Genomic DNA, 23,124 nt, shown 5'->3' on the forward strand with positions numbered 1-23,124 from the left:
TCCGAGAGAAATAAAAATCGGAGGTACAGATTATGAACAACCCCTATGAGAACCTTGCAAACGCCATTGTGCTGCAGGCCGTGAAGGATTACCGGCTTCACGACGACGAGCGTGAGCTTGCCAGCATTGAGCGTTTCTTCCGTTCCGGCTGGTTCGGCGTGTTGACCGGCCTTGACCCGGAACTGCTAATCTCCAAGCTGAGAAAGGAGAAGGTGTGCTATGACTACTAAGACCTACCTTTCTCAGGCGCGTTACCTTGATATGCGTATCAAATCAAAGCTTCAGCAGATCGATTCACTGAACGAGCTGGCAACAACCTGTACGTCAGTGCTGACCGGTATGCCCCGCAATTCCAGCGGTTCAACCTCCCGCATGGCAGACGCCATTTGTAAAATTGTTGACCTGCAGAACGAAATCAACCGTGACATCGATAAGCTGGTTGACCTCAAGAAAGAAATTATGGGCGTCATCAAAGCGGTATCCAACCCGGAACACCAGACCCTTTTGGAGAAGCGTTATCTCTGTTTCTTGTCTTGGGAAAAAATTGCTGTGGACATGGGTTATGACCTGCGGTACACACATAAGCTCCACAACTGGGCACTGGAGGAATGTAGCATTCCCGCTTCGCCGGAAGTGGACACGAAAAGACACTGAAAGACACCTGCCACTTATGATAGTATTATAATCAAGAAAGCAGAATGAAGATGAGCCTTGTGGGAGCAATCCCGCAGGGCTTTCTTTATGCCCCGAAGGAGGTGAACCGAATGCCATACAAACCGAAACGTCCCTGCGCCTACCCCGGCTGCGGTCGGCTCGCCGTGCGTGAGCAATACTGTGCCGAGCACCAGAAGGTCATGGACAAACGCTACAACCAGTACGAGCGTGACCCTGCGTCAAACAAACGATACGGCCGTAGCTGGAAACGAATCCGCGACCGCTACATCAAGGCGCACCCTCTTTGTGAGGAATGCCAAAAGCAAGGAAAGCTAACGCCCGCCGAGGAGGTGCACCACATTCTCCCGCTCTCTAAGGGCGGCAACAGCAATGCCGAGAACCTTATGTCTCTTTGCAAAGCCTGTCACTCTCGCATCACTGCCGAGAGCGGCGACCGATGGGGAAAAGGATATTGAAAGAGGCATCGTTTACATTTTGGTACGATGCCTCAAAGCAATCCATTTTTCATGGTCTCTCCCGGTGGGGGTATCAAAATCTCTAAAACAAAAAAATCTGGACAGCGGCGTGGGGCTTTGTGCTGAAAAACGCGGTTTCAAACGGTGGAATAGCCCCAGTGTGCAAGGAGTGTGATGAATATGGCGAAAGACGGCACCAACAGAGGCGGTGCTCGCATCGGTGCAGGCGCAAAAAAGAAGCCTCTCGCCGATAAAATATCAGCTGGCAATCCCGGTGGCAGAAAATTAACTGTGATGGAGTTTTCTGACACAGCCGACCTGCAAGGTCAGGCGATGCCAGAACCGAACAAAATGCTCGAAGCCGTGCAAAAGGACGGCAAGACGCTTGTGGCAGCAGACATTTACAAAAACACATGGCAATGGCTGAATGAGCGCGGCTGTGCGGCGCTCGTTTCACCACAGCTTTTGGAACGCTACGCCATGAGCGTGGCCCGGTGGATTCAATGCGAGGAAGCGGTTACCGAATATGGCTTTCTGGCAAAACACCCCACAACGGGTAACGCCATTCAAAGTCCCTATGTGGCGATGGGCCAGAACTACATGAACCAGACGAACCGTCTGTGGATGGAAATTTTCCAGATCGTCAAGGAAAACTGCACCGGCGAGTATGGTGGAGCCAATCCGCAGGATGATGTGATGGAGCGGTTACTTACCGCTCGGAAAGGCGGCTGAAAGCTATGCTGATAGAAAAGATTCAGACTGATCGGCTTGTTCCCGCCGATTACAATCCTCGCAAAGACCTAAAGCCTGGCGATCCCGAATATGAAAAGCTGAAACGCTCGCTTGAGGAGTTCGGCTATGTCGAACCCGTTATATGGAATAAAGCCACCTCCCATGTCGTTGGCGGTCATCAGAGATTAAAGGTGCTGCTCGGTATGGGTGTCACCGAGGTCGATTGCGTAGTTGTTGAGATAGACGCTGAAAAGGAAAAAGCGCTTAATGTTGCGCTCAATAAAATCAATGGTGACTGGGATAAAGACAAGCTAGCGCTCCTCATCGCCGACCTGCAGGGTGCGGAATTTGATGTGTCGCTCACGGGCTTCGACCCCGGAGAAATTGACGACCTATTCAAGGATTCGCTCAAGGATGGTATCCACGACGATGATTTTGATGTTGACGCAGAACTTAAAAAGCCCGCCGTTACAAAGCTCGGTGATATCTGGACGCTTGGCCGGCATCGGCTGGTATGCGGTGATTCTACCAAAGCCGACACCTTCACCGCTCTGATGAACGGGAAGCTCGCAAATCTGGTGGTGACCGATCCGCCATACAATGTCAATTATGAAGGAACGGCGGGCAAAATCAAAAACGACAATATGGGTAACGAAGCGTTCTATGACTTCCTGCTTGCGGCGTTTACAAACACCGAAGCGGCGATGGCGCAGGATGCTTCCATTTATGTGTTCCATGCCGACACTGAAGGGTTGAACTTCCGAAAAGCGTTCTCGGACGCGGGCTTTCAGCTTTCCGGGTGCTGCATCTGGAAGAAGCCGTCGCTGGTGCTGGGACGCTCGCCCTATCAGTGGCAGCATGAACCTGTCCTCTTCGGATGGAAGAAGAAAGGCAAGCACAACTGGTATGCCGACCGCAAGCAGACCACCATCTGGGAATTTGAAAAGCCAAAGAAGAATGCCGACCACCCCACCATGAAGCCGATAGCGCTGCTGGCATATCCGATTATGAACAGCAGCCTCACAAACTGCATGGTGCTTGACCCCTTCGGCGGCAGCGGGTCCACACTCATCGCCTGCGAGCAGTCCGACAGGATATGCTTTACCATAGAGCTTGATGAGAAATACTGCGACGTCATTGTAAAACGGTATATCGAGCAAGTCGGCAATGCAGACGGTGTTTCCGTTACCCGCGATGGTGTCACGATGAAATATGCAGAAGTGGCTGTCGATGAGTAAACTCACACTCGGCTTTCTTTTTGACGACAGAGATGCCCTGCTATGAGTTTGTTTTGCTCTGTCGGGCATTGTGTTATCTACACAAGAAACCGCCGAATAATCGGTACAGTATTCTCTACAGAAATCGCATAAAACTGTTGCTATATAAGCGGTTTAGAGTGATTAATGTAATACCGAAAAAAAGAAAGGCGGTTTGAAAAATGGAACTCAAATACAATGTAACAGGCAGCGAACGCAAATCACTGGTCGGAGCAATCAGCACGGCGCTGGGTGCCCCAACTAACTACCTCGGTGCTCCTACCTTCGCCTACGAGGTCGGAGCCTACCGCATCGATAAGGACGGAACGCTTACGGGTCCAGACAACCTTGACTTGGAGGATACCATCCATCAAGCGGGCTTTGACGCAGACGGCGACAGTCGCAAGTATGACGAAACTGACACCTACGAGAGTGGGCTTGGTGGTATGGGGGCACTTGATGAATTACCGGATATTGACCAGCACCACCCCGGACAGTATGTCAACCCCGATGCGCCCATTACCGACACCATGCAAAGACAATTGGATGAAGTACTTGCCTTTGAGGGCCTGAGGATGGATGGTCGTGAAGAATTGGGGCTGGGCCGTACCCGCCGCGAAAACTACCAAGGCGAAAACGGAATGCAGCCAAGCGATGTTCCCGAACTTGGCGAGGACATCGGACTGGTAATTGAAATGCCGCGCTCCTCTTTCACCAACGTAGCACTCGACAACCTCAAGAAGCTGGTCGAAAGCAAAGACAGCCTTATTAAAAAGGCACTCGGCGCGGAAACGCTCGAACTTGAAATAACAGATGACAAGGTGCGGTTCCCTTGGTTTGAGGACGGCACCGATGCAGATGCAGTCAAGGCATACACGCATTTAGTGGCTGCACTCTGCGAGATGGCGAGAGTGCAAAAGCGTGTCACCGCAAAGGAAAAGGATACCGATAACGATAAATACGCTTTCCGCTGTTTTCTCCTGCGGCTCGGCTTCATAGGCTCGGCATACAAAGAGGAACGAAAAATTCTGCTGAAAAATCTCTCCGGTAGCTCAGCTTTCAAGGACGGACAGAAAAAAGGCTTCTCGCAGGACGACCTTGATAAAGCAAAAGCCGATCCCGCTGTACGCGCCGAAATTAAAGCCATTTTGGGAGGAAACGATAATGAGCAATAATTTTCCATCAAGAGAAACCGTTGAGCGTATCCGAAAACAGTACCCAGTGGGCTGCCGTGTGGAGCTTCTCCGTATGGACGATGTGCAGGCTCCACCCATCGGAACAAAAGGCACCGTGCGGTATGTGGATGACATCGGCAGCCTGGGGGTTGCGTGGGACAATGGGAGTTCGCTCCAAGTGGTCTACGGCGAGGACCTTTGCAGGAGATGCGACGATGACAAATAAGGTACGCGAGCAAATCCTCACCATTCGCAATACCGGGCTGACAAATATGTTTGATGTCAATATCGTTCAGCGCATGGCCCATGAAATGAACTTCTTCGAACTGGTGGTTTTCCTTGAAGAACATAAGGACCAATACGTCCGCTTTATCCTCACAGGTGAGGAATAGCAGGTGTATACTACACAATTCAACTGGTGGTATTCGCTTGAAAGATCGTGTAGTTTATGCCCAGATTTATCGCGTAATTGTCTGGATATAGTGTGCTTTCAGAGTTAATATGTGACTACCGAAAGGGAAAACACACAAACGGAGGAAACGAAAATGACCGAAAAACAGATTAAGCAAATTGAAAGCCAACTGCCGCAGGGCGAGAAAATCGACAGAATGTACTCAGCTTTTGAAGGCGGCATTCGAGTGATTACCAAAAACGCCGACGGCTGTGAAATCCGTTACAACGTGAGCTTCGATGCCGATGACAACGCCAGCATCAAGAGATTTTAAGGAGGACGCGGCTATGTGGAAAGAAGGAAGCCTGAAAATTCACGACAGCGTTTTTCATTACTGGATGAAGCAGTACGACGAAGGTTCGCAATTCGGTATCGACGGCGGCAGAATCAGTAAGTTGATGCTCAAGCGCGATGGCAAGGTTGTCGCCAACTATGACAGAGGCTGGGATGTGAAACCCGCCGACCCAGACGCACAGCTTGCCCTTGAACTTCTGCTGCACAGTGAAAACTACTAATCGACGCTAATAAGATAGCCGAGATTCCGCCCTGCATGGGGCTGTATCTCGTACAGATAAATTTTGAAGGACTGCCGATGGCGGTCTATTTTTATGCTCGGAAGGAGGCGGTCGATATCCGTAAACTAAAAAAATACAAATCGACACGGTTTAAAGCGACGGATTCCGTTTACGACAAAACCGCCGCCGATTATGCAGTAGCGTTTGTCGAAGCTCTCTGCCATACCAAGGGCACCTGGGCCGGAAAGCCCTTCGAGCTTATCGATTGGCAGGAACAGATTATTCGTGATATCTTTGGAACCCTCAAACCCAACGGCTACCGCCAGTTCAACACCGCCTACGTGGAAATCCCGAAAAAGATGGGCAAATCCGAGCTTGCGGCGGCTGTCGCACTGCTTCTCACCTGCGGGGATAACGAAGAACGCGCCGAGGTCTATGGGTGTGCCGCAGACCGAAATCAAGCGTCCATCGTTTTCAACGTGGCGGCGGATATGGTTCGAATGTGTCCGGCGCTCTCAAAGCGTGTCAAAATACTGGACGCAACCAAGCGGCTCATCTATCAGCCGACCGGCAGCATCTATCAGGTGCTTTCCGCCGACGTCGGTAACAAGCACGGTTTTAACACCCACGGTGTTGTATTTGATGAACTGCACACCCAGCCAAACAGAAAACTATATGACGTTATGACCAAGGGCAGCGGCGATGCGAGAATGCAACCGCTGTATTTTTTGATCACCACCGCCGGGGATAACCAGAACAGCATCTGCTGGGAGGTCCATCAGAAAGCGCTGGATATTATTGATGGCAGAAAGCATGACCCTACCTTCTACCCGGTGATTTACGGCGCGGCGCAAGAGGATGATTGGACAGACCCCAAGGTGTGGAAAAAAGCAAATCCCTCCCTCGGTATCACGGTAGGCATGGATAAAGTCAGAGCTGCATTTGAGTCGGCAAAGCAGAACCCCGCCGAGGAGAACAGCTTCCGGCAACTCCGACTGAACCAATGGGTAAAACAGGCGGTACGCTGGATGCCGATGGACAAATGGGATGCCTGCGCATTCCCCGTGGATGAAAAGTTGCTTGAAGGGCGGGTCTGCTACGGTGGCCTTGACCTTTCGTCCTCTGCCGATATCACGGCGTTCGTGCTGGTATTCCCTCCGGAAGATGAGGCGGATAAATACCGCATTCTGCCGTACTTCTGGATACCGGAGGATAATATTGACCTGCGCGTTCGGCGCGACCATGTGAATTATGACGTCTGGAATAAGCAGGGATTTCTGCATACCACCGAGGGCAATGTAGTGCATTACGGCTACATCGAGCAGTTCATTGAAGCCCTCGGTGAGAAGTACAACATCCGTGAAATTGCTTTTGACCGCTGGGGAGCGGTACAAATGACGCAAAATCTTGAAACGCTTGGCTTCTCGGTCGTGCCGTTCGGGCAGGGCTTTAAGGATATGAGCCCTCCGACCAAAGAACTGATGAAGCTGACGCTGGAAAAAAAGCTCGCCCACGGCGGCCACCCGGTGCTCCGCTGGATGATGGACAACATCTATATCCGCACCGACCCGGCTGGAAATATCAAAGCAGATAAGGAAAAATCCACAGAGAAAATCGACGGCGCAGTCGCCACTATTATGGCGCTCGACCGGGCGATTCGGTGCGGAAACGATACGGGCGAAAGCGTGTATGACACACGCGGACTGCTCGTTTTTTAATTGGAGGGAACTGCCTATGAACATCTTTCAAGGAATATTCAAAGCCCGCGATAAGCCTAAAAACTTAGGCGGCACCAGTTTTTTATGGGGTGGCTCGTCCTCCGGCAAGGTCGTCAATGAAAGAACGGCCATGCAAATGACAGCGGTTTACTCCTGCGTTCGTATATTATCCGAAGCAATCGCTGGTCTGCCACTGTTTGTATATAAATACGGCGACGACGGCAGTAAGGACAAATATCTCGACCATCCGCTGTGGCGTGTGCTACACGACGAACCAAACCCGGAAATGACATCGTTTGTTTTCCGGGAGACCATGATGAACCATCTTCTGCTGACGGGTAACGCCTACGCACAGATTATCCGAAACGCTCGCGGCGATGTCGTAGCGCTGTACCCTCTTATGCCCGACCGCATGACTGTTGATCGGGATTCGCAGGGACGGCTGTATTACCGCTACAGAAAAAATAGCGATGACGCGCCGGAGGTCAGCAGGAACAAGCCGAGCGACGTTATTCTCGCGCCAAGCGATGTGCTGCATATTCTCGGTTTGGGCTTTGACGGACTGGTCGGCTACTCGCCGATTGCAATGGCAAAAAACGCCGTGGGTCTTGCTATCGCCGCCGAGGAATACGGCGCTAAATTTTTTGCCAACGGCGCGGCACCAAGCGGCGTGTTGGAGCATCCCGGCACCATAAAGGACCCGGAGCGGATAAGGCAAAGCTGGCAGTCCACCTTCGGCGGCAGTGGCAACAGCAACAAAATCGCCGTACTTGAGGAAGGGCTCAAGTATACGCCTATCGCCATTTCTCCCGAACAGGCGCAGTTTTTAGAGACGCGGAAATTCCAGATCAATGAGATAGCTCGAATTTTCAGAGTCCCACCTCATATGTTGGCGGATCTCGAAAAGTCGAGCTTTTCTAATATTGAACAGCAGTCGCTGGAGTTTGTGAAATACACGCTCGACCCGTGGGTCGTTCGCTGGGAACAGGCGATGAACAAGTCACTTCTTCTTGAAAGCGAAAAGCGTGATGTGTTCACAAAATTCAATGTGGACGGACTGCTTCGAGGCGATTATGCCAGCCGCATGACAGGTTACGCTACAGCGCGGCAAAACGGCTGGATGAGCGCAAACGATATCAGGCAGCTTGAGAATCTCGACCGGATACCGACGGAGCTCGGCGGTGACCTATACCTTATAAACGGAGCAATGACCAAATTGCAGGACGCTGGCGCGTTTGCAAACACAACTATAACAGAAACGGAGGAAACCTCAGATGGACAAAACAAATCGGGCACAAAGCCCAAGCAAAGTTCCCGTCAGAGCGCGTGATAAAACGCATTTCTGGAACTGGGAAAACGATGATGAATTGGGCGTCCGTACTCTTTACCTCGACGGCACCATTGCGGACGAAAGCTGGTGGGACGATGAAATCACACCCAGAATGTTCAAGGATGAGCTGTTTTCCGGCAGCGGAGATATCGTGGTGTGGATCAACTCTCCCGGCGGGGACTGCGTGGCGGCTTCACAGATTTACACCATGCTCATGGATTATACAGGCAATGTCACAGTAAAAATTGACGGTCTGGCGGCGAGTGCCGCTTCGGTCATCGCAATGGCGGGTACACAGGTGCTTATGGCTCCAACGGCGCTGCTGATGATTCATAATCCGATGTCAATTGCTATTGGCGATACCGAGGAAATGCAGAAGGCCATCGCCATGCTGGACGAGGTCAAGGAAAGCATCATCAACGCTTATGAAATCAAAACAGGGCAGTCGAGAGCGAAAATATCTCATCTCATGGACGGCGAAACCTGGATGAACGCCAACAAGGCAATCGAGCTGGGCTTCGCAGACGGCATCTTGGAGGACTCCAAGCGCGGTCATACCGAAGATGTGGTCTTTGCATTTTCCCGCAGGGCGGTTACCAATTCGCTTATGAACAAGCTCATCTCTAAATCCGCTCCAAAGCCGGAGCAAAAGAAGCAGGATGCGCCGGTCGGCGTTTCCATCGAAGCGGCTATGCAGAAACTGCAAGCCCGTAAATACATTTAACGGAGGTATTTGATTATGAAAAAGGTACTCGAAATGCGTGAAAAACGCGCAAAGGCATGGGACGCGGCAAAGGCGTTCCTCGATACTCGCGCCAAGGATGGCGTCCTCTCTCCCGAAGACAATGCGACCTATGACAAGATGCTCGCGGATGTGGACGCAATGGCGCATCAGATTGCCATTGAGGAAGACCGCGTGGCAAGAGACGCCGCTATGGCTCAGCCGACCAGCTCGCCCATTACGGTAAAACCCAACGCACAGAACGGAAAGCCCGTCAGCCCCAGAGCGACCGCCGAATACCGCGAGGACTTCTTGAACCTCGTGCGCGGTAAGCGGCCGATTCACAATGTTATGGAGGAAGGCACTCCTTCTACCGGCGGCTATATCGTTCCGGTTGAATTTGACAGCACCCTTGTGCAGGCGCTTGCCCGTGAGAATGTAATTCGTTCTCTGGCAAAGGTTATCACCACCGCCGCACCGCACAGAATTAACGTAGCACTCACCGATGTGTCCGCCGACTGGGTAGCGGAAAGCGGTACGTTTACGCCCAGCACTCCTACCTTCAATCAACTCTCCCTTGACGCTTATACGCTCCGTGCGGCGGCGCTGGTTTCAGAGGAACTGCTTCAGGATTCCATGTTTGATCTCGAAGCCTACCTCATCGACAACTTCGCCCGCGCTTTTGCGGCGAAGGAAGAGCAGGCATTCTGCGTCGGTAACGGCAGCGGTCAGCCCACGGGCATCTTCACCGCGAGTGGCGGCGACGTCGGCGTAACCACCGCAACTGCGGCGGATATTAAGGCTGATGAAATCATCGACCTAACCTATTCCCTCAAGGATGGCTATAAGAAAAATGCCGTGTTTGTTTTGAGCAGCGCCACTCTCGCAGGCATCCGCAAACTGAAGGACGGCAACGGCGCATATATGTGGCAGCCGTCTCTGCAGGCAGGTCAGCCTGACCGTCTTCTCGGTTTCCCGGTGTATGTCTCCCAGTATGCTCCAACCATTGCGGCAGGTGCATATACCGTTGCTTTCGGCGACTTCCAGAACTACTGGATTGCCGACCGCAGTGGCAGAACCGTGCGCCGTGCGGACGAACTGCATATCGCCAACCTGCAGACCGGTTTCTACGCTTTCCAGCGTGTGGACGGCAAGACCGTACTGCCCGAGGGCATCAAGCTGCTCAAGCAGCACGCTTAAGGAGGGTTAATTCATGAGCGAATATAACGCAAAAAACTACACCGAACAGGGCGGTGAGAAAACCGTCATTGGCGGGACACTCGAAATTCTGGAGGGAGCCTCTGTAACGGGGCTTCCTGCTGCGGAAAATCAGGCGGACAGCACTGCCACCGATGCCGCCGGTCTGGTTACAGATTTCAATGCCCTGCTTGCCAAGCTGAAAGCGGCGGGTTTGATGGTGGCGGACGAAGAATGACAAGGAGGCGGACGGCATGAAAGCTGATAACCTTCTCCCCAAAGTCAAAACGCACCTCATTCTTTCACACGACGAGGACGACGGCCTGCTGCTGAGATATATTGCCGCCGCCGTCTCCTATGCCGAAAGCTACCAGCATGTTTCCAAGGGCTATTATGAGGAAACGTCCATGCCGTCCACCACAGAGCAGGCCGTGATTATGCTGTCGTCCTTCTTTTATGAAAGTCGGGACGGCAGCACGGCCGGCTTTTTTGGCGATAGTGTACAGGCGGGGCAGCAGGTGTGGGATACGGTCAATATGCTTCTTCGGCTTGACCGGGATTGGAAGGTGTGATTATGTCCTTTGGCAAGATGAACACCCAGATTGACATCATCTCCACCACCCCGGTGAAGGACGCGGACGGCTTTGTTACCAACGGAGACCATGTTGTTGCTTCTATCCGCGCATACAAAGAGGACCGCCACGGAAACGAGCGATGGGCGAATATGGCGGTGTTCAGCGAAGCGACGGCCCTCTTCCGTTTTCGGAAGATTCCTGGTACAGAGATTACTACTTCTCTGTTTATCGTCTGCGGTAATGAGCAATATCGAATTGTCAGCGCGGAGGATGTTCGCGGGCGTGGGATGTATGTCGAAGTGCTCGCAGAAAAGCAGGAAGGGACGGTGAGGTAATGGCAAAAGTCCAAATTAAGATGCCGGAGGAATTTCTTTTGAAGGTTTCCCGGCTAGCTGACCAAACAGACGTAATAATCCCCAAAGTGTTGGAAGCTGGTGGCGAGGTTGTTCTGACCAAAGTGAAGTCGAATCTGTCAAGTGCAGTCGGCAGCGGCACAAAGGAAAAAAGCCGCTCCACCGGCGAACTGGAACGCTCCCTCGGGCTTTCTCCAGCCAAGCAGAACCGGAACGGTAACTGGGATGTTAAAATTGGTTTTGCCGAGCCGCGCTCTGATGGGAACTCCAACGCCAAAATTGCCAACATTCTCGAATACGGCAAATCCGGCCAGCCGCCCAAGCCTTTTTTAAAGCCCGCAAGGACTCAGAGCAAAAGCGCCTGCATTGAAACCATGAAGTCAAAGCTTCAGGAGGAGGTCGACGGAATATGAGCATTTTAACAGAATTGAACACATTGCTTTCGCCTGTTCTCCCTGTGGAAACGGGCGTTTTTTCCGGCGTTCCTCCCGACGAATACCTTGTATTCACACCCATGACGGACGAATTTGCCCTGTTTGGAAATAACACACCGCTCTTCGATATCTCCGAAGTGCGGATTTCGCTGTTTTCCAAAGGCAACTACCTCCAGAGGAAAAGGCAGATAACAGCGCTGCTTCTGGGAGCAGAATTTACGATTACCGACCGCCGGTATATCGGCCATGAGGACGATACCGGCTACCACCACTACGCCATTGATGTGGAAAAATCATACGAAACGGAGGAATAAATTATGGCGACAATCGGTCTTGATAAACTGTATTATTCAAAAATAACCGAGGATTCCAACGGCGAAGAAACCTACTCTACGCCTTTGGTGCTTGCCAAAGCCATCACCGCCGAACTCTCGGTGGAACTGGTGGAGGCAATATTATACGCTGACGACGGTGCCGCCGAAGTGGTGAAAGACTTCAACAGCGGTACGCTCACCCTCGGCGTTGACGACATCGGCCCCACGGCAGCGGCGGATCTGACCGGCGCATCCACAGACGATAACGGCGTACTGATCTCCGCCAGTGAAAATGTGGGAACGCCTGTCGCGGTAGGCTTCCGCGCAAAGAAAGCAAACGGTACCTACCGTTATTTCTGGCTTTACCGCGTAAAATTCGGCCTGCCAGCGACCAATCTGCAGACCAAGGCAGACTCCATCACTTTCTCCACGCCGACTATCGAAGGGACGGTCATGCGCCGCAATAAGCTGGATGCTTTTGGCAAACATCCGTGGAAAGCGGAGGTTACCGAAGGCGACGCCGGAGTTGCTTCCGCTACAATCACCGGTTGGTTCACCGAGGTTTATGAACCGGTCTATACACCGGAGCCGTAAGGAGGATTCTGAATGGATAACGTCATTTTTACAAATACCGCTGAAAGAAGCGCCGCTATCAATATTGGCGGCAAGGAATATGAACTGGTACTGACCACCCGCGCAACCAAGGCGATTGCAGGACGGTACGGCGGGTTGGAGAACCTTGGCGAGAAGCTTATGAAATCAGAAAATTTTGAAATGGCGCTGGATGAGATCGTGTGGCTTTTAACCCTGCTCGCTAACCAGTCTGTTTTAATTCATAACCTCAAAAACAAGGATGCCCCGCAGGAGCTCCTGACAGAGGAAGAGGTAGAGCTTCTCACCTCACCGCTTGATTTGGCGGCCTACAAAAATGCGATTACAGAGGCAATGTTCAAAGGCACCAAGCGCAACGTGGAAAGTGAGGACGAAACCTCCTTAAAAAACGCGCAAGTCGAGTAGACGGACTGTGTCAGCAAACTGACGCGGAAACCTTTACTCGACTTCTTTATTACGGAACGGTGCAGATGGGTATGGGCTCGGAGGAATTCTGGCTCATGCCCATCGGCTTGTTTCTGGACCTGTGGGCCTGCCACAAACAGTTTCTCGGCATGGAAAAGCCGAAGAAAACACGGACGATCGACGATATCATTCCGCCCGGAATCTAAGGAGGTGAGCAGAAATGGCGGACAATTTCGGCTTAAAAATCGGCGTTGAGGGCGAGCGCGAGTTTAAAAAGGCGCTTTCGGATATCAACCAGAGCTTCAAGGTACTCGGTTCTGAAATGCAGCTGGTCACCAGCCAGTTTGATAAAAACGACAAATCCGTACAGGCGCTCACCTCACGCAATGAAGTCCTAAATAAGGAAATCGACGCGCAGAAAAGCAAGATTGAAACCTTGCGTGCCGCCCTGCAGAACGCCTCTGAATCCTTCGGTGAAAATGACCGCCGCACCCAAAACTGGCAGATTCAGCTGAACAAGGCACAGGCGGAGCTTAACGGCATGGAGCGCGAGCTTGCACAGTCGACGGAAGCTACCGACAATCTTGGCGACGAACTGAAGGACACCGCTGACGAAGCGGAGAAATCCGGTCCGAGGTTTGAAAAGCTGGGAGGTGTCCTCAAAGGCATCGGCGTAACGATAGGTGCGGTGGCTGTTGCGGCAGGCGCGGCGGCAATCAAGCTGGGCAAAGAAGTCGTGCAGCAGTTCGGCGAGCTGGAACAGAATCTCGGAGGCTCGGAAGCGGTCTTCGGCGCATATGCCGCATCAATTCAAAAAACAGGCGAGGAAGCGTATAAAAATCTCGGTGTATCCCAGTCGGAATATCTAGCTACGGCCAACAAAATGGGTGCTCTGTTTCAGGGTTCCGGCATCGCACAGCAAAAAAGTCTGGAGCTGACTGAAAAGGCCATGCAACGTGCTGCAGATATGGCATCAGTCATGGGCATCGATATGTCCACCGCCATGGAAGCCGTCACCGGTGCGGCGAAGGGCAACTTTACCATGATGGACAATTTGGGCGTTGCAATGAACGCGACCAGCATTCAGGCGTACGCCGCCTCGAAGGGTCTGGATTTCGTATGGAATAGCGCGAGCAATGCCGAAAAAGCCGAAGTCGCCATGCAGATGTTCTTCGAGAACACGGAGCAGTACGCCGGCAACTTTGCAAGGGAATCCACGCAAACCATCAGCGGCTCTATCGGATTGCTGCAGGCAGCCCTATCTTCGTTTACGGCGGGACTTGGCAACGCAGATGCTGATATGACGAATCTGACGCAGAACCTTGTGGACGCGTTCCAAGCTGTAGTAAAGAATGTCGTGCCGGTACTTGAAAACATCGTTGCGGCACTCCCGCAAGCAACGGGAGCAATTTTGCAGGCGGTCGGTGACCTTCTTCCTTTGCTGCTTGAAACGGTGACGAACATCTTCACGCAGGTACTGAACACGATTTTATCGCTCCTGCCCGAACTCATCCCCGCAGCCGTAGACGCTGTGATGACAATAGTCGGAGCGCTGATTGACAGTCTTCCACTTCTCGTCGACGCGGCGGTTCAATTGGTAACGGCTCTTGTCGGCGGCATCGGCTCAGCTTTGCCAAAACTTATCCCAGCGGCAGTAAGCGCGGTCTCAACTATCGTTCAAGGCTTGGCGGATAACCTTCCCATGATTCTGGATGCGGCACTGCAGCTCATTCTTGGGCTTGCCCAGGGTCTGCTAGATGCGATTCCGCAGTTAATCGCCGCCCTGCCTTCGATTATTACTGCCATCGTTTCCTTTATCATCGCGGCGATACCACAGATTATCGACGCGGGCATTCAGCTGCTGACCTCTCTGGTTGAGGCGCTGCCTGTAATTATCGAGGCAATTGTGGAAGCCATACCGCAAATCATCGACGGGATTATTACGGCAGTCATTCAATCTATCCCACTCATTATCGATGCGGGGGTGCGACTCCTCATATCGCTGATTAAAAACCTACCCCTTATCATTACAACGGTGGTCAAGGCTATCCCGCAGATTGTCGGCAGTTTGGTGAACGCCATCGTCGGGAACATCGATAAGATTATCCTTGCGGGCGTTCAGCTGCTTGTTGCTTTGATTGCGAACCTGCCGAAAATCATCGTCGAGGTGGTCAAGGCGGTTCCGCAGATTATCACGGGATTGGTTAAAGCGTTCGCCAGCTATATTGGGCAGATGGCTCAGGTTGGCGGCAACCTCATCAAAGGGTTGTGGCAGGGCATCTCGGACGCGGGCGCATGGCTGTGGAACAAAATCAGCAGCTTTTTCGGTGGGATTGTAAACCGTATCAAGGACTTCTTCGGCATCCACTCTCCCTCCACTCTTTTTGCCGGGCTTGGTAAGAACATGGGTGAAGGCATCGGTGTGGGCTTCGAGGACGCCATGTCCGCCGTTTCACGGGATATGCAGAACGCCATCCCCACACGCTTCGATTTCAGTACCGGCGACATGTCCGGGCAAAGCGGATCTGTTCCCGGCACGAACATTACGCAGAACATCTCCGTAGTGACGCCGAAAGCACTGTCCGAAAAGGAACTGGCAAGAGAATTCAAGAACCTATCGCGCAAGCTGGCACTGGAGTATTAAAGGAGGGACGGTTATGGAACTAACCTATATCAATGCAAATGGCAAAAGCATCACGCTCAAACAAGGCCGCCCGTATTTTCTTAAAAAAATAGACGGTGCTGGCGACATTCGTCAGACCGTTAACACGTTCAAGGCACCGGATCAGGACGGCGCTTTTTACATCTCCTCAACACTGGATATGCGCAATATCACGCTGGAAGGCACAGTCATCGCGGACACACCTGATGAAGCCTACGCACGAAGGCACACCTTTCTTCAAATATTCAGCCCCAAGGTGAACGGGACGCTCCTGTACCGGGAGCGGCAAATTGCCTGTGTCGTTGAGGAAGCGGGCTTTACAGTTTCCACCCGGCAGCGGATACCCGGATTTTTTGTCAGTTTACTCTGCCCATCTCCGTTCTTCGAGACGCAGAATGAGGTTCGCGAGGAACTGGCATCATGGATACCAATGTTCGAATTCGAACTGGATATACCGGAAAGCGGCATGGAATTCGGAATGCGTCAGCCCAGTCAGATTATCACGGTAGATAACATTGGCGATGTTTCATGCGGCTGTGAAATTGTGTTCCGGGCGCTGGGTACGGTGACAAATCCGGAACTGCTGAATATGGACACAGGGGAATATATCCGGCTCCTCACGACAATGAGCATCGGGGATGAACTCCGGGTATACACGCATTTTGCCGGAAAGCGCGTGGTCAGCGTTGACGGCTCGACAGTAACAAACGCATTCTCTCTATTGGATACCGGGTCGGCGTTTTTCCAGCTTGCCGCCGGGGTGAATACTTTGCGTTATGACGCTTCAGTCAATATGGAACTACTGGAGGTCAGCATTTATTATCGGCCACAGTTTCTGGGGGTGTAAGGATGGAACTATATATCTATAATTCAGACCGGGAGCTTACAGGCATTGTGGAATCCTTTGAATATCTGCGCTGGACGAGGCGTTATTCCCAGTGCGGTTCCTTCGAACTGCGGGCCATAGCGACACCGGAAAATACCACGCTCCTGCAAGAAGGTAACTTTATCTGGAAGAACGACGATGAGGAAGTCGGAATCATTGAACACCTGGAAATGGTTCAGGCAGAACAGGAAATCATCACGGCAAGCGGTCGTTTTGCAACCTCTTTTCTTTCCCGGCGTATTGTCTGGCAAACGGAGGTACTGTCAGGTGATCTTTCCGCCTGTGTGGAGCAGCTTTTAAATAATAATCTCATCAGTCCTACTGATACGGCGCGGCAAATCGACGGTATAGTCTTCTCGTCCCCGAACCTGAGCGTACCCGTCAACACCCAGATATCATACCGGGGCCTGATGGATGTGGTAACGGAACTGTGCGGTGCTTCAGAAATTGGCATTAAGACCGTGTTCACTCCGGCAACGCACCTTTTTACCGTAACACTGTATAAAGGCACCGACTCCCAGGCAGTGTTCTCCAAGGAATATGAAAATCTAACGGAACAGAGCTATACAGAGAGTGCGGCGGATTACGCCAACACCGCTCTCATCGGCGGCGAGGGTGAAGGCGAAAGCCGTACATTTGTCGCTATTACAAGCGGCTCCGGAGAGACCCGGCGAGAAATTTTCGTGGATGCCAAGGACCTGCAGGCGGCAGATTTTGGCACAGGTTATACCGACGCGCTGATCTTCCGGGGACAGAGCAAGCTGAGCGAACAGGGAATCCGTTATTCGTTCGACACGTCGGTGAACCCTCACGGCAACTTGACCTACAAGACAGATTTTGACCTTGGACAGACCGTTAAAGTCATTTCCAAGGCGTGGGGCGTATCCATGACGACGCGCATCGCCGAAATTGAAGAAACTTACGACGCGGACGGTCTGAGTATCAGCGTTGTATTTGGCAAGGCCGAGTTAACAATAGCGCAGAAGATCCGTTCCGACATGAGCGAGGTCAAAACAGCACTGTCGGCTCCAACCGGGATAGCCGAAGTAACGGAGGCTCTTGACGCTGTAGAGGAAACGCTGGGAAATCTGTCGGAGGTGGACCCGGAAATTCAGGGAGAAACCTTTACAGCCACCGTGAACAACTTATATGGAAAGCTGCCCGCGCTTGAAATAACCGTGGGTGCAGGCACGATATCGGTTGGACAATATGCCCTGCATCATATGGAACCTGGAGATTCGTTGTATTTCACCTCGTGGAGCGGCAACAAATTCAGCGACCAGCCAAGTGATGACGGTCATGTCTTTCTGGTAAAGCACAATGGTGACAATACAGGAAGCGGATACCAACGGGCAATGGGCTTCTTCATATCCCGCAATACCATGACGTTTTATGTGATTTCCATTTTCGTTTACAACAATCCATCCGGCGAGGCGAACTGGCTGAATATCAACAATGAGCCTATCACTACAACGCGGATTGCAACCGGAGCGGTCACCGGAGTAAAGATCGCGGACCGCACCATTACCGCTGTTAAAATTGCGTCTGCGCTGACCGATTACTCCGCAACAGAACAAAACACCGGACGCCTATGGATAGATGGTAAGACCATTTACCGAAAAGAAATCAATCTCGGCTATCTTCCGAATGCGGTGCCGGGAAGCGTAGCGCACGGTATATCCAATCTCAGCACGGTTGTCAGCTTATCAGGCTTCGCTACAAACGGGACGGTGTTCCTGCCGTTACCGCTTGCACGATACAACAACTTTGCTTCCCAGATTGGTCTCTACGCGGATACCACCAATATTATCGTCGAACCCGGAAATGACCGAACCGCATATACGGGCTACGTGATAATTGAATATACAAAAACAAGCTAAGCAAGGAGGAAACAGCGCATGGAGAAAAGCGGATTTTTTAACTCATCGGATGGAGACAGAGTCTATGACGCGACGGATTTCGCGGCATATTTCGGAAACCTTGTGTCGAACGGTGTATTTTACGCATCTGCGACGAACCTGCAGGCAACGCCCGGAAACGGGCTGGCGGTGAGCGTGGCGGCAGGCAGCGCTTGGATTAACGGATACCGGTATGAAAATACAGACGACCTAAACCTTCCGCTCACTACGGCAAACGGTAGCAACCCCCGAATTGACCGGATTGTGGTTCGTTTAAGCCAGGTCAGCCGGAATATTCAGCTTGCCGTTGTTGACGGTACTCCCGCCGCGACGCCGTCAGCTCCAGCGCTGACAAGAACCAGCGACGTCTATGAACTTGGCATCGCCGATGTGCTGATACCGGCCGCCGCAACATCAATAGCCACAAATAACATCACCGACACCCGGCTGAATACCAGCCTTTGCGGGCTGGTCAATTCTCTTGTGACAGCAGTCTATGAATGAGGAGGTGAACGACGATGGCGGATATTTACGGTGTAACGTTGCAAGCAGGTTCAAGCCCAACCGTCTATTACACCATTACCTATTCTAAGAGCCGGCCGAACAATAGCCAGATGACCTATAACTTCACCATTTCCGCCGCGCTGGGTTCCTCTGGCTCCTACATCCACAGCGGCTACGCCCTGCTCTGTACCATGACGGTAAACGGTTCATCTGCACAAGTGCGCATCAAGGCGGCAGATGGCGACGACTGGGACGGAACCACGCCGAGGCTCAGATATGTTTCGGTCACATGTGCTTCCACTACGGGAAACACCGCGCAGGGCGTGCGCTTTCAGGTAGTGTCGGACGGACGGCTTCCTCTATCTTCCGGCGTAATCGATAACTCAAGCTACACCGTGTTAAGTTCGGCTCTTCTGACCACGGCTTGCGGTGCACCGACCTCCTGCTCGGTTAGCCCAATACTTGCGGAAGGAACCGTGACTCTTTCCTGGAGCGGAGCTTCCAGCGGCATAAACAATACAATTTCCAGTTATGAAATCCAGTACAGTGATTCCACTGACAATCTCACATGGGGAGCCTGGACTGCACTGACAACGGTGAATACCACAGCTACAAGCGGCAGTGTATCAGTTGATCCGCCTTCGACGCGCGGGAATTACCGCAGATTCCAGGTGCGGACGCGTGGTACGGCAGGAGCAAGTTATTACTCCGGCTGGAAAGTATCCACGAACTCCGTCCGCAGGAATACGGCACCGAGTCCCGCTGCGTCAGCCGTTGCTTCTCCCGCTGAATACAGCAATGAGACGATAACGCTGACTTGGAGCGGAGCCTCCGGCGGCACCAGCCCGGTAAAGGGCTACCAGATCGCCAGCCGCACATCATTGGACAACAGTACCTGGAGTGCATGGAATGTGCTGACCATTCTGATACTGTCCGCCAGCGGTGGCAGCTACAACCCGGTTGTATCAAGCACACCGGGGACCTATACGCAGTTTGGTATCTGGACAATCGACACCTTTGATGTCTATTCGGTCGAAAAAATCAGTAACAGCATCTACTGCGACGTAACAGCTTGCGGAGCGCCGACCGTCTGCTCAGTAAGCGCGGCATTAGCTGAAGGAAACGTCACTCTCTCGTGGAGTGGCGCAGCTAATGGCGCGGGCAATGCCATCACGTCTTATGAGATACAGTACAGCGACTCACCCGACAACAGCAGCTGGGGCGATTGGACGGCTCTGACCACGGTGAGCACCTCGGCGACAAATGGTAGCTTGAGTGTCAGCCCACCGGCCACGAGGGGCAATTATCGCCGGTTTCGGATACGGACGCGCGGTGCTGCCGGTGTAAGTTTTTATTCGGACTGGACGGTGTCCAGCAATACTGTTCGCAGAAATACGCTGCCAACGCCGCCGACATCTTTTACAGCCGCACCCGCGATTTATGAAGGCGTCGTCGTAACGCTTGCGTGGAGCGGAGCAGCTCCTGGAACCAGCGCCATCAAACAGTACGTCATCCAGCGGTCAACCTCCACGGATGGAACGAACTGGTCGGCATATGAGGCTCTTACAATTGTTGTTTCAAGTTCCACCTCTGGAACGTATATGGCAAATGCTTCCCAGATAGCCGGAACATATACCCGCTACCGTATCAGCGTAACCGATACCTTAGACGCGGTTTCCGCTTATGTAATCAGCGGGACAGTAAAGAAAAACAGTCCTCCGTCTGCTCCAGTAATCGTATGCCCGCCATCCGGGGGTTCCAGCTACAATACTACACCGCGTTTTATGATTACAACGGGCGTCGAACCGGACGGTCAGTCGCAGATGGTGGAAGTAAAAATCGATACAGGCGCTTGGATTAACAGTGTGGATAATCCTGAGCGATTTTCCACGAACGGATACCTTGAGAACGGCGTTAAAACAGTGTATCAGGCGGAAACACTGGCGGCGGGAAGTCATTCCATTACCATTCGCTGCCTTGACAGCGATATTGAGTCGGCAAGTCCGGAGGTTGTCCGCAATTTTACAGTACTGACGACGCCATTCGAGACAATTACCGCAAACGAAACCCATGTGAAAGCGGCTCATGTCCAGACGCTACGAACCGCTGTAAACATGGTACGAAGCTATTACGGCCTGCCTGCCGCAGCTTGGAGTGAGGACCTTTCCGCTGGAAAGACCACGGTCAAAAACTGGCCGTTCCACATCACGGAACTTCGAAAAGCCATCGAACCTGTCATCACGGCGGTCAACGGTTTCGATTCCTCATCTGCGTTTGATATCCCAGCCGTAACTTGGCTGCCCATCGGAGCAGGGCGTCCAAAAGCGGATGTGATGCAGCAGATTCAGAATTTGATTTTGACACTTTAACACAGTATGGATGATGCGCCTTTGCGGATGCGGGGCGCATTTTTCATATGCAAAACAAAAAGGAGGACTTTCAATGAAAGAAGTATGGAACTGGATTCAAGTATTGGTGGCAGCGGCCGGCGGATTCTTCGGCTGGTTTTTCGGCGGCTTTGACGGCTTTTTATATGCGCTGCTTGTGTTCGTAGTTGTGGACTACATCACCGGTGTCATGTGCGCCATAGCAGATAAAAAGCTGTCCAGCGAGGTCGGTTTTAAGGGCATCTGCAAGAAGGTACTGATTTTTGTAATGGTGGGCGTCGCGCACATTATGGACATCTATCTCATCGGCAACGGCGAGGTTCTGCGTACCGCCGTCATCTTTTTCTACTGCTCCAACGAAGGCGTGTCCATGCTGGAAAACGCAACGCATCTGGGGTTGCCTATTCCCGAAAAACTCAAGGCAGCACTGGAGCAGCTTCACGGGCGGAGCGACGATTCGTCAAGGCCGGGTGACGGAGGATGATTGATTTAACAAAAGCCGCGACAGTATTCATCGGTCGACAGGGCGAAAACCATTTTCGTAATCTGGAGTTTGATGTCTCCAGCCTGCTTGGTGACGAATATCCCGGTGAGACGTTGACCGCCATTTACAAACGGCCGGACGGCGTCGCTTATCCCGTAGTTACAAGCTATGCGGACGGCGTGCTGACCTGGTCGCCCGGTTCAACGGAAACCGAAATTGTCGGCGTGGGACAGCTGGAAATAAGGGTTACCCATGAGGACGTTGTCGGGAAAAGCGCGCGAGTACTCACCATCGTGGAGGAGGCTCTTGCGGACGGGATTGTCGAACCGCCGGAGCCGCCCGCACAGGAATGGCTGAATCAGGTGCTGACAGCTCTCGCCGCAATTGATGTGAATGACACCTACGCTCTGCTCAATCTTACGTACAACCTGTTAAATGATAACTATACTCTGCTCGGTACCACGCATGACCAGATGGAAAGCATGCGTGACACGCTGTATACCCGCACCGGGATTATCCTCAATCATCTGCACCCGGTGGAGACAGCCTCGGCACCGGACATGGCAAGCCGCAGAGCGTCCATCACCTTCACCGGAATTTCGGCGGGGAGCAATATGGTGATGGACAGCTTGACCTATACATTTGTTACAGTTTTGGGCAGTCCGGCGGCAAATACCGTGCAGGTACTGGTTCAGAGCAATCTCAGTGATACCGTCAAAAAGCTCGCCGAAGCCATACGAGGCGTTCAGGATGCGGAAAACATCGCATATGGCAGCGGAACAAATCCGCACCCCACTTGTACGGGATACTGGACAAAGCAGAGATTTTCCATTGGGGACATTTCCGTTGCTCCCGGAGAAAGCCTGTTTCTGCTGGAAAAAGCAGAGGATGCCAACACGGCGTTGACACTGACCTCCACCGCCGCATCAACCATCAACGCTTTCATTCGGATGCCGCACCTGCGGTATGTTTTGTCGGGCAATGTCCTCGGCTCGGGCGGCACAAGCAGCATCAGAGGGCCTATGCATACCATTCTACCCATCGGCAGCATTGTAATCGGCGGTCAGGACGATCCGCTTATGCCGGTACCCTACGACTGCCACTTAGTCACTATATGCCGCCAATCGGATACCACCGAAAAAGAGCTGGACTTCTATATCTCAAACGACGAGCAGACCTTTACCCGCATCTCGAGAAGTACACCACTTGGCGCGGATAGCTCCACAGAGGCCCAGCACGCTCAGATTGCTATGCGGCAAAGCAGAGTACCTGCCGGCTACGGGCTATACGCCCGCATTGGGAGCAACGGCACATCGGCGACCGCTTACTGCGATCTGAAGTTTACCTACCATCTGTACCCGGCCGCGCTTGCGGCTTACATTTAA

At 52.4% G+C, this 23,124-nt stretch carries 29 protein-coding genes; all 29 read left to right on the forward strand.

Features of this window, described 5'->3' with window-relative positions; genetic code table 11:
* Positions 1-32: 32 nt before the first annotated feature.
* On the forward strand, positions 33-230 hold the full coding sequence (locus KNL20_RS09320; protein WP_230397497.1) for a hypothetical protein: 198 nt from the start codon (positions 33-35) through the stop codon (positions 228-230).
* Complete coding sequence (locus tag KNL20_RS09325) at positions 220-654, forward strand: hypothetical protein (protein WP_230397498.1); 435 nt, start codon at positions 220-222, stop codon at positions 652-654. The genes KNL20_RS09320 and KNL20_RS09325 overlap by 11 nt, the downstream gene beginning before the upstream one ends.
* A 110-nt stretch (positions 655-764) precedes the next feature.
* Positions 765-1,130 carry an HNH endonuclease gene (locus KNL20_RS09330; protein ID WP_230397499.1) on the forward strand — a complete coding sequence of 122 codons (366 nt, stop codon included), beginning with the start codon at positions 765-767 and terminating at the stop codon, positions 1,128-1,130.
* A 180-nt stretch (positions 1,131-1,310) separates the two neighbouring features.
* Entirely contained in the window at positions 1,311-1,862 is a 552-nt protein-coding gene (locus KNL20_RS09335) for a P27 family phage terminase small subunit (protein ID WP_230397500.1), read from the forward strand.
* A 5-nt stretch (positions 1,863-1,867) separates the two neighbouring features.
* Positions 1,868-3,100 (forward strand): site-specific DNA-methyltransferase, encoded by a 1,233-nt coding sequence (locus KNL20_RS09340; RefSeq protein WP_230397501.1) that lies wholly within the window; start codon positions 1,868-1,870, stop codon positions 3,098-3,100.
* Positions 3,101-3,300: 200 nt separating this feature from the next.
* Positions 3,301-4,293: a virulence protein gene (locus tag KNL20_RS09345; protein ID WP_230397502.1), complete on the forward strand. Its 993-nt coding sequence runs from the start codon at positions 3,301-3,303 to the stop codon at positions 4,291-4,293.
* Complete coding sequence (locus tag KNL20_RS09350; RefSeq protein WP_230397503.1) at positions 4,283-4,519, forward strand: DUF4314 domain-containing protein; 237 nt, start codon at positions 4,283-4,285, stop codon at positions 4,517-4,519. The genes KNL20_RS09345 and KNL20_RS09350 overlap by 11 nt, the downstream gene beginning before the upstream one ends.
* Positions 4,509-4,685: a DUF5049 domain-containing protein gene (locus KNL20_RS09355; RefSeq protein ID WP_230397504.1), complete on the forward strand. Its 177-nt coding sequence runs from the start codon at positions 4,509-4,511 to the stop codon at positions 4,683-4,685. The genes KNL20_RS09350 and KNL20_RS09355 overlap by 11 nt, the downstream gene beginning before the upstream one ends.
* A gap of 153 nt (positions 4,686-4,838) precedes the next feature.
* A complete protein-coding gene (locus KNL20_RS09360; protein ID WP_230397505.1) occupies positions 4,839-5,018 on the forward strand; it encodes a hypothetical protein in 180 nt (59 codons plus the stop codon).
* Positions 5,019-5,031: 13 nt separating this feature from the next.
* Positions 5,032-5,259, forward strand: coding sequence for a DUF7678 domain-containing protein (locus tag KNL20_RS09365; RefSeq protein WP_230397506.1), 228 nt, complete (start codon positions 5,032-5,034; stop codon positions 5,257-5,259).
* A 77-nt stretch (positions 5,260-5,336) separates the two neighbouring features.
* On the forward strand, positions 5,337-6,977 hold the full coding sequence (locus KNL20_RS09370; RefSeq protein ID WP_456299660.1) for a terminase large subunit: 1,641 nt from the start codon (positions 5,337-5,339) through the stop codon (positions 6,975-6,977).
* A gap of 16 nt (positions 6,978-6,993) precedes the next feature.
* The gene (locus KNL20_RS09375; RefSeq protein ID WP_230397507.1) at positions 6,994-8,307 is read left to right on the forward strand and encodes a phage portal protein; all 1,314 of its coding nucleotides are present in this window, start codon (positions 6,994-6,996) and stop codon (positions 8,305-8,307) included.
* Positions 8,252-9,031 carry a head maturation protease, ClpP-related gene (locus KNL20_RS09380; RefSeq protein ID WP_230397508.1) on the forward strand — a complete coding sequence of 260 codons (780 nt, stop codon included), beginning with the start codon at positions 8,252-8,254 and terminating at the stop codon, positions 9,029-9,031. The genes KNL20_RS09375 and KNL20_RS09380 overlap by 56 nt, the downstream gene beginning before the upstream one ends.
* 15 nt (positions 9,032-9,046) lie before the next feature.
* Entirely contained in the window at positions 9,047-10,228 is a 1,182-nt protein-coding gene (locus KNL20_RS09385) for a phage major capsid protein (RefSeq protein WP_230397509.1), read from the forward strand.
* A gap of 13 nt (positions 10,229-10,241) precedes the next feature.
* Positions 10,242-10,463, forward strand: coding sequence for a head fiber protein (locus KNL20_RS09390; RefSeq protein ID WP_230397510.1), 222 nt, complete (start codon positions 10,242-10,244; stop codon positions 10,461-10,463).
* A 16-nt stretch (positions 10,464-10,479) separates the two neighbouring features.
* Entirely contained in the window at positions 10,480-10,797 is a 318-nt protein-coding gene (locus KNL20_RS09395) for a head-tail connector protein (protein WP_230397511.1), read from the forward strand.
* Between the two features lie 2 nt (positions 10,798-10,799).
* Positions 10,800-11,135 carry a head-tail adaptor protein gene (locus tag KNL20_RS09400; RefSeq protein WP_230397512.1) on the forward strand — a complete coding sequence of 112 codons (336 nt, stop codon included), beginning with the start codon at positions 10,800-10,802 and terminating at the stop codon, positions 11,133-11,135.
* A complete protein-coding gene (locus KNL20_RS09405) occupies positions 11,135-11,566 on the forward strand; it encodes an HK97-gp10 family putative phage morphogenesis protein (RefSeq protein WP_230397513.1) in 432 nt (143 codons plus the stop codon). Before KNL20_RS09400 ends, KNL20_RS09405 begins: the two co-directional genes overlap by 1 nt.
* Positions 11,563-11,901, forward strand: a complete 339-nt coding sequence (locus KNL20_RS09410; protein WP_230397514.1) for a hypothetical protein — start codon at positions 11,563-11,565, stop codon at positions 11,899-11,901. The genes KNL20_RS09405 and KNL20_RS09410 overlap by 4 nt, the downstream gene beginning before the upstream one ends.
* A gap of 3 nt (positions 11,902-11,904) precedes the next feature.
* A complete protein-coding gene (locus tag KNL20_RS09415) occupies positions 11,905-12,495 on the forward strand; it encodes a major tail protein (RefSeq protein WP_230397515.1) in 591 nt (196 codons plus the stop codon).
* Between the two features lie 12 nt (positions 12,496-12,507).
* Entirely contained in the window at positions 12,508-12,918 is a 411-nt protein-coding gene (locus KNL20_RS09420; RefSeq protein WP_230397516.1) for a hypothetical protein, read from the forward strand.
* A 65-nt stretch (positions 12,919-12,983) separates the two neighbouring features.
* Positions 12,984-13,124 (forward strand): hypothetical protein, encoded by a 141-nt coding sequence (locus tag KNL20_RS09425; RefSeq protein WP_230397517.1) that lies wholly within the window; start codon positions 12,984-12,986, stop codon positions 13,122-13,124.
* A 14-nt stretch (positions 13,125-13,138) separates the two neighbouring features.
* Entirely contained in the window at positions 13,139-15,562 is a 2,424-nt protein-coding gene (locus KNL20_RS09430) for a phage tail protein (protein WP_230397518.1), read from the forward strand.
* A gap of 13 nt (positions 15,563-15,575) precedes the next feature.
* A complete protein-coding gene (locus KNL20_RS09435) occupies positions 15,576-16,427 on the forward strand; it encodes a phage tail family protein (protein WP_230397519.1) in 852 nt (283 codons plus the stop codon).
* 2 nt (positions 16,428-16,429) lie between these two features.
* A complete protein-coding gene (locus tag KNL20_RS09440; RefSeq protein ID WP_230397520.1) occupies positions 16,430-18,346 on the forward strand; it encodes a siphovirus ReqiPepy6 Gp37-like family protein in 1,917 nt (638 codons plus the stop codon).
* A gap of 18 nt (positions 18,347-18,364) precedes the next feature.
* Positions 18,365-18,868, forward strand: a complete 504-nt coding sequence (locus KNL20_RS09445; protein WP_230397521.1) for a hypothetical protein — start codon at positions 18,365-18,367, stop codon at positions 18,866-18,868.
* A gap of 14 nt (positions 18,869-18,882) precedes the next feature.
* Positions 18,883-21,237 (forward strand): hypothetical protein, encoded by a 2,355-nt coding sequence (locus KNL20_RS09450; protein WP_230397522.1) that lies wholly within the window; start codon positions 18,883-18,885, stop codon positions 21,235-21,237.
* Between the two features lie 73 nt (positions 21,238-21,310).
* Positions 21,311-21,739 (forward strand): phage holin family protein, encoded by a 429-nt coding sequence (locus KNL20_RS09455; protein WP_230397523.1) that lies wholly within the window; start codon positions 21,311-21,313, stop codon positions 21,737-21,739.
* The gene (locus tag KNL20_RS09460) at positions 21,736-23,124 is read left to right on the forward strand and encodes a hypothetical protein (protein ID WP_230397524.1); all 1,389 of its coding nucleotides are present in this window, start codon (positions 21,736-21,738) and stop codon (positions 23,122-23,124) included. Before KNL20_RS09455 ends, KNL20_RS09460 begins: the two co-directional genes overlap by 4 nt.

Source organism: Novisyntrophococcus fermenticellae (assembly GCF_018866245.1).
Lineage (GTDB): Bacteria > Bacillota > Clostridia > Lachnospirales > Lachnospiraceae > Novisyntrophococcus > Novisyntrophococcus fermenticellae.